Here is a 16436-nt window from a genome sequence, read left to right as displayed (position 1 = left end):
ATGCGGATTGGGCAAGTGACGAGCGGCGCACCCGTAAACAAAACAGGTGCGCCTTTTACTCAGCGGTTCACTTTGCCCTGGATGAACGACAGCACATCCGCGACCGCAATGGGTTGCGGTTGCGACTCGGTACGGCTCTTGTATTCCAGATTACCTTCGGCCAGGCCGCGGTCACTGACTACGATACGATGCGGGATACCGATCAGCTCCATGTCAGCGAACTTGATGCCGGGGCTGGTTTTCTTGTCGCGGTCATCGAGCAGGACTTCAAAGCCGGCGGCAGTCAGCTCGGCGTAGAGTTTGTCGGTCGCTTCACGAACCGCGTCTGTCTCGTAGCGCAGCGGGATCAGGGCGATCTGGAAAGGCGCCAGAGTGTCGTTCCAGATAATGCCGTTTTCGTCGCTGTTCTGTTCGATGGCGGCCGCAACCACGCGGGAAACGCCGATTCCGTAGCAGCCCATCGCCAGATTGACCGGCTTGCCGTTCTCACCCAGTACCTGGCATTTCATCGCTTCGCTGTACTTGGTGCCCAGCTGGAAGATGTGGCCGACTTCGATGCCGCGCTTGATTTCCAGCGTGCCTTTGCCGTCCGGGCTTGGATCGCCGGCCACCACATTACGCAGGTCGGCGACGGTCGGAACCGGCAGGTCGCGTTCCCAATTGACGCCGAAATAGTGCTTGTCATCGATGTTGGCACCGACGCTGAAGTCGCTCATCAGCTCGACAGAGCGGTCGATGATGCAGGGCAGCGGCAGATTCAGAGGGCCCAGTGAGCCTGCGCCTGCACCGATGGCATCACGCAGTTCGGTTTCGGACGCCATCACCAGTGGGCTGGCGACCTGTTCCTGCTGGCTGGCCTTGATTTCGTTGAGCTCATGATCGCCACGGATGATCAGTGCAATCAGCTTGCCTTCTTCGGCAGCATGGACCACCAGCGTCTTGACGGTCTTCTCGATCGGCAAGCCGAAGCCTTCGACCAGTTGGGCAATGGTCTTGGCGTTTGGCGTATCGATCAGGCGCAATTCTTCTGTAGCGGCCGGACGAGTCTTCTCGCGAGGCACCGCTTCGGCTTTTTCGATGTTGGCTGCGTAATCGGAGCCATCGCTGAACACGATATCGTCTTCGCCGGATTCGGCCAGCACGTGGAACTCGTGCGAGCCTGCGCCGCCAATCGAGCCGTTGTCAGCTTCGACCGGGCGAAACTTCAGGCCGAGGCGGCTAAAGATGTTGCTGTACGCCAGATGCATGCGGTCGTAGGTGATCTGCAGCGATGCGTGATCAGCGTGGAACGAATAGGCGTCTTTCATGACAAACTCGCGCCCACGCATGAGGCCGAAGCGTGGACGGATTTCGTCACGGAATTTGGTCTGGATCTGGTACATGTTGATTGGCAGCTGTTTATAGCTGTTGAGCTCATTGCGTGCCAGATCGGTAATGACTTCTTCGTGGGTAGGGCCCAGGCAGAACTCACGGTTGTGGCGATCAACCAGGCGCATCAGCTCCGGGCCGTATTGTTCCCAGCGGCCTGACTCTTGCCACAGCTCTGCGGGCTGAATGCCGGGCATCAGAATCTCGAGTGCGCCGGCGGCGTCCATTTCTTCACGGACAATGGCTTCGACCTTGCGCAGTACGCGCAGGCCCATGGGCAGCCAGGTATAGAGGCCGGATGCCAGTTTGCGGATCATGCCGGCACGCAGCATCAGCTGATGGCTGACCACGACCGCATCGGAAGGGGTTTCTTTCTGTGTGGCGAGCAAAAATTGACTGGTGCGCATGGTTGGCCGTTGTCGGTTGCTGAGACTGGATTTGACCTGGCATTGTACGGCGGTGTTCCGGTCGCGTACAGGGCGGGGCAGGCTTGCAGAGGATGGCACGGCGCTTTCTGGGCGCAACGAAAAAGCCCGGCATGAGCCGGGCTTCTTCTTAACGAGTGCTGAGCGGTGATTACAGGATCGAGATCGGGTAATCGACAATCAGGCGGAACTCGTTGACGTCGCCTTCGCCCTGATCGGCGTTGGCGCGGTGCCAAGCTTGACGGGCACGGAAGGAGAGATCCTTGGCCGGACCGGTTTGTACTACGTATTTGGCTTCAAGGTTGGTTTCGTGGTGCTCGCCGTCAGCACCGTACAGACCGGCGTAAGCGCTGCCAGCCGGTGTCTTGGTGCCGTCGATATCAGTACCCTTGATGTAGCGGGTCATGAAGCTCAGACCAGGAACGCCATATGGCGTCATGTTCAGGTCGTAGCGAGCCTGCCAGGATTTTTCACCCGGACCGTTGAAGTCGGAGTACTGGATCGAGTTGTTCAGGAAGATCGAGTCGCCACCGCGGTTGTTATCGCCAATACCGATGTAGTCGAACGGAGTGTCACCGTTGATTTTCTGGAACGCCAGGGTCACGGTATGAGCAGCAAGGAACGAGTAGGCTGCGGAACCGGAGAACGCGGTGTTGCTGATCGAGCCAGCTTTGGCGCTGCCTTCGTCAACGGTGCGATAAATGTTCGCATCGAATGCCAGAGACTGATCGCCGCCCAGTGGAAGGGCGTAGTTCACGTTACCGTAGTACTGATCCCAGATGTCTTCCAGCTTGGCTGCATAGAATGCAACGCCCAGGCTGTCGGTAATGGCATATTTGCCGCCAGCAAAGTCAGCGCTGTTCGCACGAACACCGGCGTAGTTTGCAAAGATGCTGCCGCTATGGCTTGTGTCGTCCTGGCTGGTGCCGGAGTAGAAGTGACCTGCTTCAACGTCCAGACCCTTGAGCTCACTGCTCTGCAGGCTGATACCGCTTGCAGTCTGCGGTAACAGGCGGGAGCCGCCTACTGCGAAGACCGGACTGGTCGGCTGCATGTCGCCCACTTTCAGTTCGGTTTTCGATACGCGGAATTTGACCGCGCCGCCAGCTTTGGCCTGAGTGTTTTCGTTGTTACCGGCCGAATCAGTCACCAGGTTGCCTGAACCCGAGTACTTGTCCGGGCCCCACAGTTTCACGCCAGCGTAGGCGAATGCCTCGACGCCGACACCGATGGTGCCTTGGGTGTAGCCGGTGCTGAAGTTGGCCCAGATACCCTGGGTCCAGTCGCGATCGTCATCAGCGCCTGCTTTCTTGTCACGGTTGTAATAGTAATTGCGCAACTTCAGGTCAAGCGTGCTGCCTTCAACGAAGCCCTTGGCATCAGCCTGATCGCTGACGAAAGGTGCCGCGGTTGCCATTTGGGCGCTGGCTGCAGTAACGGCCAGTGCGATTGCGCTCCACTTCATCACTCTCATCGTGATTGCTCCTTTGGTTTTTAGAAGATTTTCTGCCGTCCCACCTGTTTTTTTATCTGGGCGGCTCTTTCTATTTTTGTCGGCGGAATCTATATCACGCTGACTTTGGTTGCTATAGCTACAGCGTTATCCTTTCAGAATCTTTACGACGCAGTGCCAGATCAGTCCGTAGTGGCATTCTGTGCTTGATCAGAATCGATGATTATCGAGTCTGTTCAAGACATCCCCCAAGGTCGCCAGCCGTGTTTCCCTTGATTCTGTCACCCCTGTTTTCCGCCAGAGGTGGCGTGATCATATGGGTCATAAAGCAACAAGCGTGCACAAAGTTTCTGAAAATGAAAAAAATTTGTGAAAAATCAGAATCAGCATCGCTTTTTTGATTTATCTATCTGTTTTATATAGATATTTTGATTTTATGAAAATGCCTATAGTTTTTACCTTTCATGTGTGAATGCGGGATTGTCCGACAAAAACGTTACCCGGATCATCATCATTTGAGTAGAAAACGAATTCGTTGTGTTGCTGTCGCAACAGCAGTGTGTGTTTTTGGTGCAGTGCGTGCACGGTTCGCCTGAACCTGGAGCGTTGCTCTTTCTGGTGGTCATGGTGAGGCCGCGGTTGTTTCATTTTCATGTACCTGAAGCACACCATTCTCAGGCGGCCTCCCGACGGATGAGCTCATCCTGTCCCGTTGGCGACTTTTCCGGGCGTCAAATCGGTGCGATCAGTATCCTGCCGGGCTCATTCTGGTGCGCATGCGTGTGTGCAGGTGATGCGTCACGCGAACCCTAGTATCCTGCCGGTTTCGCAGCACCCTGCTACCGACAGGGCAGGTGCATTCACCTGGCAGTCAGGAGTTTTTATCGTGTTCGTTCTGGATTCTCGTCTTCAACAAGACACCTTGGCCATCGGCGACTTTCCGCTGTGCCGGTTGCTGCTCTCCAATGACAGTCACTATCCGTGGTTCATTCTGGTGCCGCGCCGGGCTGATATCTCTGAAGTGTTTCAGTTGAGCGCTGCAGATCAGTCGCAGTTATGGCAAGAGACCAGCACCTTGGCCAAAGTGCTGAAAGAGGTGTTCGATGCGGATAAAATCAACATTGCCGCTTTGGGCAATGTGGTCAGCCAGCTGCATATGCACGTGATCGTGCGCAAACGTGACGATGCTGCCTGGCCTGCGCCCGTGTGGGGCAAGCATGCTGCCAGTGCTTATACCGGCGAGCAGTTTTCGGCAATCTGTCGGCAGCTCAAGTCTGTGTTGACGAATGATTTTCGATTTGAGGAGGACCAATCATGAGCCTTGAAGAGCGAGTCATGGAACTGGAAAGCCGTATGGCCTTTCAGGACGATACGATCCAGGCGCTCAATGACGTGCTGGTACAGCAGCGGCGCGAGTTGGATCATCTGCAACTGCAGATGGCGGCGATGCTCCAGCGTCAGGAGGAAATGGGCAGCCAGTTCGAGACCTTCGAGGAAGATGCGCCGCCACCTCACTACTGATCTGCGGCCATAAAAAAACCGCGACTTTCGTTGGAAGTCGCGGTTTTTTGTTGCTTGAGACAATCAGCGGCGCGGCAGCGCTGCAATGACGTCTTCGGCCTGCAGGCCTTTGTCGCGGTTCATCACAGAAAACTCGACGCGTTGACCCTCTACCAGCACACGATGACCCTCACCGCGAATGGCACGAAAATGCACAAAAATATCGTCGCCGGAATCCCGAGAGATAAAACCAAAGCCCTTGGAGGTGTTGAACCATTTTACGGTGCCAGTATCACGATTTCCCATGTCGTGGTTTTGAGGTGCGGACGAGGGTGTGTAAGACCTGTAAAAGCTGACGCCCAGGTGCAGGGCGACAGCGACGATGGCAATGACCAGGCTCACCAGAATGGCGGGTTGACCTGCGATGCCAGGCAGAGGAACAAGCAAGGTCAGCGTTTGCACGATTACTGCAATGACAAGCAGGGCGCTGACCAGATTTTGCAGATTGTGACGTGGGCCTCGATTCCAGTAAGGAATTACCGGAGCGAGTATCAGGTTAAGCAGCCCGAGGAAGGCGAGGCAGATCGCATCAGGATTTTGCAGGTAGAGAGATGCTGCTTCACTACGCAGGCTGGGTATGAAAGAGAGCAACAGCGCTGCGGCTCCCGTTACCAGGTGGACGATTTTCAACATTTTAAAAAGCTCACATGCAAGAAGGATTACAAGAAATAGCGGGTAACGCCCGGTACGCTTCTGAACAAGATGAGGCGTGATGCACGAGCGCTGGGCCAGCCTATGCGCCAACGCTGAAAGGCAAATCGTCGGCGGCACGCGGTGTATTTAACAGCAAAGCCTGATCCTACTCAAATCAGCAATCGCTGACGCCCGTCGGGCCTGCCCGGCTCTGGCCTTGCATCGCCGTTCAATATGCCCACGGGGCCCGAAACAGAGCATCCAGGCAGGCTTTATCGGTGATTCTCCGGGGTGTGTACGAATGCGCTGCTGCGGCGATGGGGTGCAACGTTGCGGTTTTCTCGTGAATCACTGCCTGCACGCTGCATCGCTACAACGGAAAGCTGCGCCGGTCGGGTTCTCTTGATAGAGTAGTGGTCTTTACTGCTTTTCAATCCTCACTAAAAGGGCATGAAACATGGCAATCGATATCGGTATCAGTGAAGAGGATCGCAAATCGATCGTGGACGGTCTGTCGCATTTGCTGTCGGATACTTATGTGCTTTACCTCAAGACTCACAACTTTCACTGGAATGTCAGCGGGCCGATGTTTCGCACGCTGCACTTGATGTTTGAAGAACAGTACAACGAACTGGCACTGGCGGTCGACTCCATCGCCGAACGTATCCGTGCACTAGGCTTTCCGGCACCCGGTACTTATTCGACATATGCTCGGCTGTCTTCCATCAAGGAAGAAGAAGGCGTGCCAGGCGCTGAAGATATGATCAAAAGTCTGGTTCAGGGTCAAGAGGCTGTTGTCCGTACTGCTCGTAGTATCTTTCCTCTTCTGGATAAAGTGAGCGATGAGCCGACAGCTGATCTGCTGACGCAGCGTATGCAGGTTCATGAGAAAACTGCCTGGATGTTGCGTTCGATGCTCGAGTCGAAGTAACGACCCGTGGCGAGCGGCCTTCGGTGCCGCTCGCCTGCTTCTCGACTGTTTACTCGTTATACCTTTTCTGTATCGTCCCGGTCGTCACGGCTCTCGGGCCTCTCAAGGTTTAGCCATTGCCTGCCGCGCTGCACGCTGCCCGGCAGTTCCTCGTGCTCTTTCTCATTGTCCCTTCAGGGTTAAACGATATTCCGCTGATGGCTGTGGCCGTATCCTACAATTAAGGGGTATAGGGCCTGCTGGATATAAGATCTCGAATCCTGTTTTATACATCGGGACATTTATTTGTTTTTGAATATTTCTTTCGGTGTTTAAAATTCGATGATTCGAAGGTGACAGTTATGATGTTACGCGGTGTTGAGCGAGAGCTTAAGTTGTTGCATCGGGAGGTGGAAATACGCCACGACCCTTTTGTCGAGGATTTCAATATGACGCTGGCACAGCCTCACTCCAAATCCGTTCGGCTCAATGGTCTGGCCACTTGTCTGCGTCTGGAGAACGTGTACTGGAACATTCTTTCAGGTATCGCAACTTCCAATGAGTGCTCTGTTAATGCGGTATTGTCCTACATTGATCGGGAGGTTCACTTACGCTACGGGGGTGTAAAGAATTTCAGTGGTCTGATTCGTGTTGTGTGTGTTGCGCATCTGTTGAAGGGCGATCGCCTGGAAAATTCCCGCGTCTAGAATGGCCTTCATCCTCATTCCTGCAGGCCCGCTTCGGCGTGCCTGCGTTTCCCGGCGCGGCGCGAGTGAGCAGCTCGGCTGCGCAGGCGAGTCATGAACTTATCCGGGCGTGACGGGTTCGTTCGGCTGCACGGTGCCAATTAACTCTATATAATCCTCCGTCTTGCTAGCGGGCGTGACTCTGCGTGGGCCAGGGCTGGCTTTATTCAGCCTTGTGCCGGTGCCTTGTACCACTGAGCGCAAGCCAGGAGCGAAAGCGCCACCGAATTCGAATTACGAGAAGTGAAAACACCATCATGATGCGCAGCCATTATTGCGGCCAACTGAACGAGAGTCTGGAAGGCCAGGAAATCACCCTTTGCGGATGGGTCCACCGTCGTCGTGACCACGGAGGCGTTATCTTCCTCGATATTCGCGACCGTGAAGGCATGGCTCAAGTCGTGTTCGACCCCGATCGTGCCGACAGTTTCGCCGCCGCTGACCGCGTGCGCAGCGAGTACGTGGTCAAGGTAGTGGGCAAGGTTCGTGCTCGTCCGGCGGGTGCCGTGAACGCGAACATGGCGTCCGGCGCCATCGAGGTGCTGGGTTACGAGCTCGAAGTGCTGAACGAGTCCGAGACTCCGCCGTTCCCTCTGAATGAATACTCCGATGTAGGCGAGGAAACCCGTCTGCGTTATCGCTTCATCGATCTGCGTCGTCCGGAAATGGCCGAGAAGCTGCGTCTGCGTTCGCGCATCACTACCAGCATCCGTCGCTATCTGGATGACAACGGCTTCCTCGATGTCGAGACGCCGATCCTGACCCGCGCGACGCCAGAAGGTGCTCGTGACTATCTGGTTCCAAGCCGTACACACCCGGGCAGCTTCTTCGCCCTGCCGCAATCGCCTCAGTTGTTCAAGCAACTGCTGATGGTGGCTGGCTTCGACCGTTACTACCAGATCGCCAAGTGCTTCCGCGACGAAGACCTGCGTGCCGACCGCCAGCCGGAATTCACTCAGATCGACATCGAGACCAGTTTCCTCAATGAAGAGGACATCATCGGTCTGACCGAGAAGATGGTTCGCCAACTGTTCAAGGAAGTTCTGGACCTGGAGTTCGGTGACTTCCCGCACATGACCTTCGAAGAGGCCATGCGTCGCTACGGCTCCGACAAGCCAGACCTGCGCAACCCGCTGGAACTGGTGGACGTTGCCGATCAGCTCACCGGCGTTGAATTCAAAGTGTTCAGCGGCCCGGCCAACGATCCCAAGGGGCGCGTTGCCGCACTGCGTGTACCGGGCGCTGCCAGCATGGCGCGCAGCCAGATCGACGACTACACCAGGTTCGTCAGTATCTACGGTGCCAAAGGCCTGGCCTACATCAAGGTCAATGAGCGTGCGAAAGGGCCGGAAGGCTTGCAATCGCCGATCGTCAAGTTCATCCCGGAAGACAACCTGAATGTCATCCTCGATCGTGTGGGTGCGGTCGATGGCGATATCGTTTTCTTTGGTGCGGACAAGTTCAAGATCGTCAGCGAAGCGCTTGGCGCGCTGCGTATCAAGATCGGCAACGACCTCAAGCTGCATACCTGCGAATGGGCTCCGATGTGGGTCGTTGATTTCCCGATGTTCGAAGAAAACGACGACGGCAGCTTCACCGCACTGCATCACCCCTTCACGGCACCCAAGTGCACGCCTGAAGAGCTGGAAGCCAACCCGGCAACGGCGCTGTCCCGTGCCTACGATATGGTGCTCAACGGTACCGAGCTGGGCGGTGGTTCGATTCGTATTCACCGCAAGGAAATGCAACAGGCGGTCTTCCGTCTGCTGGGCATCGCCGAAGACGAGCAGCAGGAAAAATTCGGCTTCCTGCTCGATGCTCTGAAGTACGGTGCACCGCCGCACGGTGGTCTGGCGTTCGGCCTTGACCGTCTGGTCATGCTGATGACCGGAGCGCAGTCGATCCGTGAAGTAATCGCTTTCCCGAAAACCCAGAGCGCTGCCGATGTCATGACCCAGGCGCCTGGCGTTGTCGATGCCAAGGCGTTGCGAGAGCTGCACATCCGTCTGCGCGAGCAGCCAAAGGCCGAGTGATGCCGGGCAGGGCGTATTTCGATACGCCCTGCTTCTGCCCTTATTGAGTGAAGCTTTTTGCCCGATTGTTCAGGGCGAAAGGTGAAGGTGTTTCAAAAAGAATCTGGAGCGAAAAATGGCAGGTCATTCTAAGTGGGCGAACATCAAGCACCGCAAAGAGCGTCAGGATGCCAAGAAAGGCAAGATTTTCACCAAGTGGATTCGTGAACTGACCGTAGCTGCGCGTCAGGGCGGCGGCGATCCAGGTTCCAACCCGCGTCTGCGTCTGGCGCTGGACAAGGCGCTTGGTGCAAACATGACCCGTGACACCATTGATCGCGCAGTCGCGCGGGGCGTGGGGGCATCCGACGGTGACGATGTCGAGGAGCTGGGTTACGAGGGCTACGGCCCGGGCGGCGTGGCGATCATGGTCGAAACCATGACCGACAACCGTAATCGTACCGCCGCGGCTGTGCGCCATGCGTTCACCAAATGCGGCGGCAACCTGGGCACCGACGGCTCTGTTGCCTACCTGTTTGATCGCAAGGGCCAGATTTCCTTTGCAACTGGCGTCGATGAGGATTCCCTGATCGAAGCTGCCATGGACGCGGATGCCGATGATGTCGTGACCAACGAAGACGGTTCGATCGATGTCTTTACGTCGTTCTCCGGCTTCTACGCTGTGCGTAACGCACTTGAGGCGGCAGGTTTCAAGGCTGCCGATGCGGAAATCGTCATGTTGCCGACCACCAGTGCGGTGCTTGATCTGGAAACCGCTGAAAAGGTACTCAAGCTGATCGACATGCTTGAGGATCTGGATGACGTGCAGAACGTTTATTCAAATGCGGAAATCCCGGACGAAGTCATGGAGCAGTTGGGCTGATCGCCGACAGGTAACACCGAGTCAGAAGCCGGGGGAGCGACGCTGTGAGCATCACGCAGCTATCGGCCTCCGGCTTCTGCCTTTATGCTGCACCTATTGCTTTGCGTTACCTCCTCAAGCTGCAGGCGTTATGACTCTTATTCTTGGTATCGATCCCGGTTCGCGAATTACCGGCTATGGCGTGGTACGTGACACCGGTCGCGGTTGTGTCTACGTCGCTTCCGGGTGCATCCGTACCGGCAGCGGCGAATTGCACGAGCGTTTGCAGATCGTTTATCGCGGTGTGCGGGAGGTCATAAAGACCTACGGGCCCGTGACGATGGGCATCGAAAAGGTCTTCATGGCGCGTAACGCCGATTCTGCGCTGAAACTGGGGCAGGCCAGGGGCGCGGCCATCGTTGCGGGTGCCGAAGAGGCGCTGGAAATTGCCGAGTACACTGCAACTCAGGTCAAGCAGGCCGTTGCCGGGACCGGCGGTGCCAATAAAGAGCAAGTGATGATGATGGTCATGCACCTGCTCAAGCTGACCCAGAAACCGCAGATAGATGCCTCTGATGCCCTGGCCATTGCGCTGTGCCATGCGCACACACGTTCCAGCCTGATCCCCCACGGGTTGGGCACTGCGCGGAGCCGCGGCGGTCGGTTGCGCCTGTGACTGCATCATGAGTACGTACGGTTTTACGATGATTGTGTTCAATTTCTTCGCGCGAGCGACAGGCAACACGAAAGGATCTGAAACGTGATTGGACGTTTACGCGGCTCTCTTGCCGAAAAACAGCCTCCGCATCTGGTGCTGGATGTCAATGGTGTAGGCTACGAGCTGGAAGTGCCGATGACGACACTTTATCGGCTGCCGCATGTCGGCGAGACGGTGACATTGCACACCCACCTAGTGGTCCGCGAGGACGCGCATCTGCTCTATGGCTTCTACGAAAAGCGCGAGCGCGAGCTGTTTCGTGAGTTGATCCGACTGAACGGGGTGGGCCCCAAGCTGGCGCTGGCGTTGATGTCAGGTCTGGAGGTCGATGAGTTGGTGCGTTGTGTCCAGGCGCAGGACACGTCGGCGCTGACGCGAATTCCGGGCGTGGGCAAGAAAACTGCCGAACGCCTGCTGGTCGAGCTCAAGGATCGTTTCAAGGCCTGGGAGTCGTTGCCAGGCACTTTTACACTGGTTTCCAATGGCCCGAATCAGGCCGAGCCTGTGGCGTCGGCTGAGTCCGATGCGGTCAGTGCACTGATTTCGCTGGGCTACAAACCTCAGGAGGCAAGCAAGGCTGTCTCCGCGATCAAGGAAAAAGATTTGAGCAGTGCGGACCTGATTCGCCGCGCGTTGAAGGGGATGGGTTAAGTGATAGACGCCGACCGCCTGATAACCGCCGCTGGCGGCCGTGATCGTGATGAACAGATGGACCGTGCAATTCGGCCGCTGAGCCTTGCCGATTACATCGGCCAGCCGACAGTCCGCGAGCAGATGGAGTTGTTTATCCAGGCTGCCCGCGGTCGTAATGAGGCGCTGGATCACACATTGATCTTTGGCCCGCCCGGTCTGGGCAAGACCACGCTTGCCAATATCATCGCTCAGGAAATGGGCGTGTCGATCAAGAGCACCTCCGGCCCGGTGCTTGAACGCCCGGGTGATCTGGCGGCAATTCTCACCAACCTTGAACCCAACGATGTGCTGTTCATCGATGAGATTCATCGTCTGTCACCGATTGTCGAAGAAGTGCTGTATCCGGCCATGGAAGACTTCCAGCTCGACATCATGATCGGCGAAGGCCCGGCTGCGCGTTCGATCAAGCTTGATCTGCCGCCGTTTACACTGGTGGGTGCGACCACTCGCGCGGGCATGCTGACCAATCCGCTGCGCGACCGTTTCGGCATTGTTCAGCGGCTCGAGTTTTATAATATCGCCGATCTATCCACGATCGTGTCGCGCTCTGCGGGCATTCTGGGGCTGGTCATCGAGCCGCAAGGTGCTTTCGAGATCGCCAGACGCGCCCGTGGTACACCGCGTATCGCCAACCGTCTGTTGCGTCGGGTAAGGGATTTCGCCGAGGTGCGTGGTAATGGGCAGATCACCCGGCAGACCGCTGACAAGGCCCTCAACCTGCTGGACGTCGATGAGCACGGCTTCGATCATCAGGACCGGCGTCTGCTGCTGACCATGATCGAGAAGTTCGACGGTGGTCCGGTAGGTGTCGACAGCCTTGCGGCGGCCATCAGTGAGGAGCGTCATACAATCGAAGACGTGCTTGAGCCCTATTTGATCCAGCAAGGCTATATCATGCGCACGCCTCGCGGGCGTGTGGTTACCCGCCATGCGTATCTGCATTTCGGGTTGAATGTCCCTTCGAGGATGGGGGAGATACCGGTGCCGGACGATTTCGGTGACGAGCCTGTGGATTTATAGCAATGGTTTGCAATTTATTTGCGGTCGGCGTGGTCACATTGCCAGTCCCGCCGCCGATACCGGTAATAAGTGGCAAAACGTTGAAAAACAGTTGCCTGATCCGATTGGCAACCTGAGGAGTAAGCTCTAGAGTATGCGCGCGCAAAACGGGGTTCAGTCGTTCGCACATCGCTGTCGCGTTTATTACGAGGACACCGATGCCGGCGGCATCGTCTACTACGTCAATTATCTGAAATTCATGGAGCGGGCTCGTACCGAGCAACTACGGGAATTGGGCTTTGCCCAATCCGGAATGGCGCAGGAAAACCTTTTATTTGTCGTGCACTCCAGTGAGGCGCGTTATCACAAGCCTGCACGGCTGGATGACGAGCTGCTCGTCAGTGCAGCAGTAATCGAATTGAACCGTGTCAGCCTGCGCTATCAACAGCAGATCAGGCGGGCGTCGGATGCAACGCTGCTCTGTGAAGGGCAGTTCCTGGTGGCGTGTGTACGCGCCGATAGTTTTAAACCCCGGGCCATTCCCGAAGCTCTGCGAGCGGCCCTTGCCGACCAGAGCGGCGCGGGCATACATTCAGAGCAGGAGATAAAGCGTGGAAGCTAACGTCGTCGACCATTCCTCCATGTGGAGTTTGGTCAGCAATGCCAGCATTGTTGTTCAGTTGGTAATGCTGATTCTGGTGGCTGCTTCGGTCACTTCGTGGATCGTGATTTTTCAGCGCAGCAATATGCTGCGCGCAGGTCGGCGCGCACTGGACAGCTTTGAAGAGCGTTTCTGGTCGGGTATCGACCTGTCCAAGCTGTACCGGCAGGCGGGTAGCAATCCCGATCCCGACTCGGGCGTCGAACAGATCTTTCGTGCCGGTTTCAAGGAATTTTCCCGTCTGCGTCAGCAGTCCGGTGTCGATCCTGATGCGGTCATGGAAGGTGTGGCGCGCGCCATGCGGGTAGCTATTTCCCGCGAGGAAGAAAAGCTCGAAGCAGGTTTGCCGTATCTGGCGACCGTGGGATCTACCAGCCCGTATGTCGGCCTGTTCGGTACGGTCTGGGGGATCATGAACTCCTTCCGCGGTCTGGCGACTGCCCAGCAGGCAACGCTGGCCACCGTTGCACCGGGTATTGCCGAGGCGCTGATTGCAACGGCGATCGGCCTGTTCGCAGCCATTCCGGCCGTTATTGCCTATAACCGTTTCGCCGCGCGCAGTGAGACCTTGATCAGCCGTTACTACACGTTCGCTGACGAGTTCCAGGCCATCCTGCACCGTAAAGTGCACACCAGCGAAGAGTGAGCAGGTAATTCCCCATGGCTTTAATCGCTCGAGATCGTCGCAGAAAACGCAAGCCGGTCGCCGAAATGAACGTAGTGCCCTACATCGACGTGATGCTGGTGTTGCTCGTCATTTTCATGGTGACGGCTCCCATGATCAACCAGGGCGTGAAAGTCGACTTGCCCAAGGTCTCCAGCGAGGCTTTGCCGCAAGACAACAACAATCAGGTCCTGACCATTTCGATCAAGGCTGACAAGACCTATTACTGGAACCTTGGTAGCGAAGTCGATACCGACAAGCAGATGGACAAGGCAATGACCCTGCCGCAGCTGACTGCCGCAGTGACCAAGATCGTCGCTGCCGGTCGTGATGCAGGCAAGCAGACACAGGTGTTCATTCGTGGTGACAAGACCGTTGATTACGGCTCGGTCATGGGCACGATGGGCGGGCTGCAGAAGGCTGGGGTCGGGAATGTTGGCTTGATTACCGAGGCACCCTGATGCAGCCGATTCGAGAGCCGTCCGCCTCGGAGAGCTACTTCTGGCCCAGTGTCTGGGCCGTGGCATTGCATATTCTGATTTTCGGCATGCTGTTTGTCAGCTTTGCCATGACTCCGGATCTGCCCGAAGCCAAGCCTATCGTTCAGGCAACGCTCTATCAGCTCAAGTCCAAGAGCCAGGCCACTACCCAGACCAACCAGAAGATTGCCGGTGAGGCGAAGAAAACTGCTGCGCGACAGACTGAAGTCGAGCAGCTGGAGCAGAAGAAGATCGAGCAGCTTAAACAGGAAGCTGTAAAAGCTGCGGAACAAAAGAAAGAAGAGTCGGCTCAAAAAGCCGAAGAGCAAAAAGCTGCCGATGAAGCCAAAAAGGCCGAACAAAAAGCAGAAGAGGCCAAAAAGGCTGACGATGCCAAGAAAGCCGATGAAGCGAAGAAGGTGGCCGACGCCAAAAAGCTCGAGGAGAAGCAGCTGGCTGATATAGCCAAGAAGAAGGCTGAAGACGAGGCGAAGAAAAAAGCCGAAGAAGACGCCAAGAAAGCTGCTGCCGAGGAAGCCAAGAAACAGGCGGCTGATGAGGCCAAGAAAAAGGCCGCAGAAGACGCCAAGAAAAAGGCTGCCGAGGACGCGAAGAAAAAAGCCGCTGCAGATTCCGCCAAGAAGGCGCAGGAAGCAGCTCGCAAATCCGCCGAAGACAAGAAGGCGCAAGCACTGGCCGATTTGCTGTCCGATAAACCGGAACGGCAACAGGCTCTGGCTGACGAGCGGGGCGATGAAACGGCTGGCAGTTTCGATGACCTGATTCGTGTCAGGGCTTCCGAAGGCTGGAGTCGTCCACCATCGGCACGTAACAACATGTCGGTAACGTTGCAGATCGGGATGTTGCCGGACGGTACGATTGCTTCCGTATCGATTGCCAAATCCAGTGGTGACGGGCCGTTCGACAGCTCTGCGGTTGCTGCGGTGAAGAACATTGGACGTTTGACAGAAATGCAGGGTCTGAAGCCGGCTGACTTCGCTCCCTATCGTTCATTCAAGATGACATTCACACCTGGAGATCTAGCCTTGTGATCAACCTTTTTCGAGGACTGCTGGTCGTTCTCTGTTTCGCATCCGCAATGGTGTCGGCAGAAGAAAAGAACATTCTGGTCACCAGCGGCAGTGACCGCGCAGCACCGATTGCCGTTGTGCCATTCGGTTGGCAGGGCGGTAACGTGCTACCTGAAGACATGGCAGAAATCGTGAGCAACGATCTGCGCAACTCCGGCTATTACGCGCCGATTCCCAAGCAGAACATGATCAGCTTGCCGACCCAGGCCAGCGAAGTCATTTTCCGTGACTGGAAGGCGCTGGGTGCACAGTACGTCATGGTCGGCAACATTACGCCTGCCGGAGGGCGTCTGCAGATTCAGTACGCGCTGTTCAACGTGGCCACCGAGCAGCAGGTTCTGACCGGTAACGTGTCGGGTACCAACGATCAACTGCGCGACATGGCGCATTACATCGCCGACCAGTCGTTTGAGAAGCTCACCGGTATCAAGGGTGCGTTTTCGACCCGTATGCTCTACGTGACGGCCGAACGCTTCTCGGAGAACAACACGCGTTACACCCTGCAGCGCTCGGATTACGACGGTGCTCGCGCGGTAACCCTGTTGCAATCCCGTGAGCCAATCCTGTCGCCGCGCTTTGCCCCGGACGGTAAGCGCATTGCCTATGTCTCGTTCGAACAGAAGCGTCCACGCATTTTCGTTCAGCATATCGATACCGGTCGCCGCGAGCAGATCACCAACTTCGAAGGCCTGAACGGTGCACCTGCCTGGTCGCCGGATGGCAGCAAGCTGGCATTCGTTCTGTCCAAGGACGGTAACCCGGAAATCTATGTAATCAATCTGGCCTCGCGTCAATTGAGTCGCGTCACCAACGATTCTTCGATTGATACTGAACCTTTCTTCGGTAAGGACGGGTCTACGCTATACTTCACGTCGGACCGTGGCGGCAAGCCACAGATCTACAAGACAAACATTAATGGCGGCGGTGCCGAACGTGTAACGTTCGTGGGTAACTACAATGCCAACCCAAAATTGTCAGCCGATGAAAAGACGCTGGTAATGATTCACCGGCAGGACGGCTTCACTAATTTCAAGGTAGCAGTGCAGGATTTGGCCCGCGGTAGCGTAAAAATCCTCACAGATAGCAACCTTGATGAGTCGCCTACTGTTGCGCCCAACGGCACCATGGTAATCTACGCCACCCGCCAGCAGGGCCGGGGAGT

17 protein-coding genes are annotated in these 16436 nt (G+C 56.4%); 14 read left to right on the top strand and 3 right to left on the bottom strand.

What is annotated here, in order from left to right; genetic code table 11:
* Positions 1-59 precede the first annotated feature (59 nt).
* Together ALO80_RS23020 and ALO80_RS23015 are read right to left on the bottom strand one after the other, a co-directional pair.
* Positions 60-1775 (bottom strand): proline--tRNA ligase, encoded by a 1716-nt coding sequence (locus ALO80_RS23020; RefSeq protein WP_055010663.1) that lies wholly within the window; start codon positions 1773-1775, stop codon positions 60-62.
* 169 nt (positions 1776-1944) lie between these two features.
* Positions 1945-3267 carry an OprD family porin gene (locus ALO80_RS23015; protein ID WP_055010662.1) on the bottom strand — a complete coding sequence of 441 codons (1323 nt, stop codon included), beginning with the start codon at positions 3265-3267 and terminating at the stop codon, positions 1945-1947.
* 865 nt (positions 3268-4132) lie between these two features.
* On the opposite strand from ALO80_RS23015, the gene ALO80_RS23010 reads away from it, so the two are divergent.
* Complete coding sequence (locus ALO80_RS23010; protein ID WP_055010661.1) at positions 4133-4564, top strand: HIT family protein; 432 nt, start codon at positions 4133-4135, stop codon at positions 4562-4564.
* Positions 4561-4767, top strand: a complete 207-nt coding sequence (locus ALO80_RS23005; RefSeq protein ID WP_055010660.1) for a SlyX family protein — start codon at positions 4561-4563, stop codon at positions 4765-4767. Before ALO80_RS23010 ends, ALO80_RS23005 begins: the two co-directional genes overlap by 4 nt.
* A 63-nt stretch (positions 4768-4830) precedes the next feature.
* Here the strand turns inward: ALO80_RS23005 and ALO80_RS32370 are convergent, their stop codons facing one another.
* Positions 4831-5439 (bottom strand): cold-shock protein, encoded by a 609-nt coding sequence (locus ALO80_RS32370; protein ID WP_055006867.1) that lies wholly within the window; start codon positions 5437-5439, stop codon positions 4831-4833.
* A gap of 457 nt (positions 5440-5896) precedes the next feature.
* On the opposite strand from ALO80_RS32370, the gene ALO80_RS22995 reads away from it, so the two are divergent.
* From ALO80_RS22995 to tolB, 12 genes are all read left to right on the top strand, one after another.
* Positions 5897-6370 carry a Dps family protein gene (locus ALO80_RS22995; protein WP_055010659.1) on the top strand — a complete coding sequence of 158 codons (474 nt, stop codon included), beginning with the start codon at positions 5897-5899 and terminating at the stop codon, positions 6368-6370.
* A gap of 341 nt (positions 6371-6711) precedes the next feature.
* Positions 6712-7056 (top strand): ribbon-helix-helix domain-containing protein, encoded by a 345-nt coding sequence (locus ALO80_RS30005; RefSeq protein WP_082427589.1) that lies wholly within the window; start codon positions 6712-6714, stop codon positions 7054-7056.
* 296 nt (positions 7057-7352) lie between these two features.
* Positions 7353-9128, top strand: a complete 1776-nt coding sequence (gene aspS, locus ALO80_RS22985; protein WP_032656435.1) for an aspartate--tRNA ligase — start codon at positions 7353-7355, stop codon at positions 9126-9128.
* 115 nt (positions 9129-9243) lie between these two features.
* The gene (locus ALO80_RS22980; protein ID WP_054984753.1) at positions 9244-9990 is read left to right on the top strand and encodes a YebC/PmpR family DNA-binding transcriptional regulator; all 747 of its coding nucleotides are present in this window, start codon (positions 9244-9246) and stop codon (positions 9988-9990) included.
* Between the two features lie 130 nt (positions 9991-10120).
* Positions 10121-10645, top strand: coding sequence for a crossover junction endodeoxyribonuclease RuvC (gene ruvC, locus ALO80_RS22975; RefSeq protein ID WP_003364732.1), 525 nt, complete (start codon positions 10121-10123; stop codon positions 10643-10645).
* Between the two features lie 84 nt (positions 10646-10729).
* Positions 10730-11338 carry a Holliday junction branch migration protein RuvA gene (gene ruvA, locus ALO80_RS22970; RefSeq protein WP_004657901.1) on the top strand — a complete coding sequence of 203 codons (609 nt, stop codon included), beginning with the start codon at positions 10730-10732 and terminating at the stop codon, positions 11336-11338.
* The gene (gene ruvB, locus ALO80_RS22965; RefSeq protein ID WP_054984754.1) at positions 11339-12400 is read left to right on the top strand and encodes a Holliday junction branch migration DNA helicase RuvB; all 1062 of its coding nucleotides are present in this window, start codon (positions 11339-11341) and stop codon (positions 12398-12400) included.
* A 133-nt stretch (positions 12401-12533) separates the two neighbouring features.
* Positions 12534-13001 carry a tol-pal system-associated acyl-CoA thioesterase gene (gene ybgC, locus ALO80_RS22960; RefSeq protein WP_055006868.1) on the top strand — a complete coding sequence of 156 codons (468 nt, stop codon included), beginning with the start codon at positions 12534-12536 and terminating at the stop codon, positions 12999-13001.
* Complete coding sequence (gene tolQ, locus ALO80_RS22955) at positions 12991-13686, top strand: protein TolQ (protein ID WP_002554655.1); 696 nt, start codon at positions 12991-12993, stop codon at positions 13684-13686. The genes ybgC and tolQ overlap by 11 nt, the downstream gene beginning before the upstream one ends.
* 14 nt (positions 13687-13700) lie before the next feature.
* Entirely contained in the window at positions 13701-14165 is a 465-nt protein-coding gene (gene tolR / locus ALO80_RS22950) for a protein TolR (RefSeq protein WP_002554654.1), read from the top strand.
* A complete protein-coding gene (gene tolA / locus ALO80_RS22945) occupies positions 14165-15235 on the top strand; it encodes a cell envelope integrity protein TolA (RefSeq protein ID WP_054984756.1) in 1071 nt (356 codons plus the stop codon). The genes tolR and tolA overlap by 1 nt, the downstream gene beginning before the upstream one ends.
* A 47-nt stretch (positions 15236-15282) precedes the next feature.
* On the top strand, positions 15283-16436 hold a 1154-nt coding region (tolB, locus tag ALO80_RS22940), incomplete at its 3' end, for a Tol-Pal system beta propeller repeat protein TolB (RefSeq protein WP_217997882.1).

The organism is Pseudomonas caricapapayae (genome assembly GCF_001400735.1).
Lineage (GTDB): Bacteria > Pseudomonadota > Gammaproteobacteria > Pseudomonadales > Pseudomonadaceae > Aquipseudomonas > Aquipseudomonas caricapapayae.
Note: the sequence above shows the minus strand (reverse complement) of the source record. Positions and strands in the feature narration are given on the sequence as shown.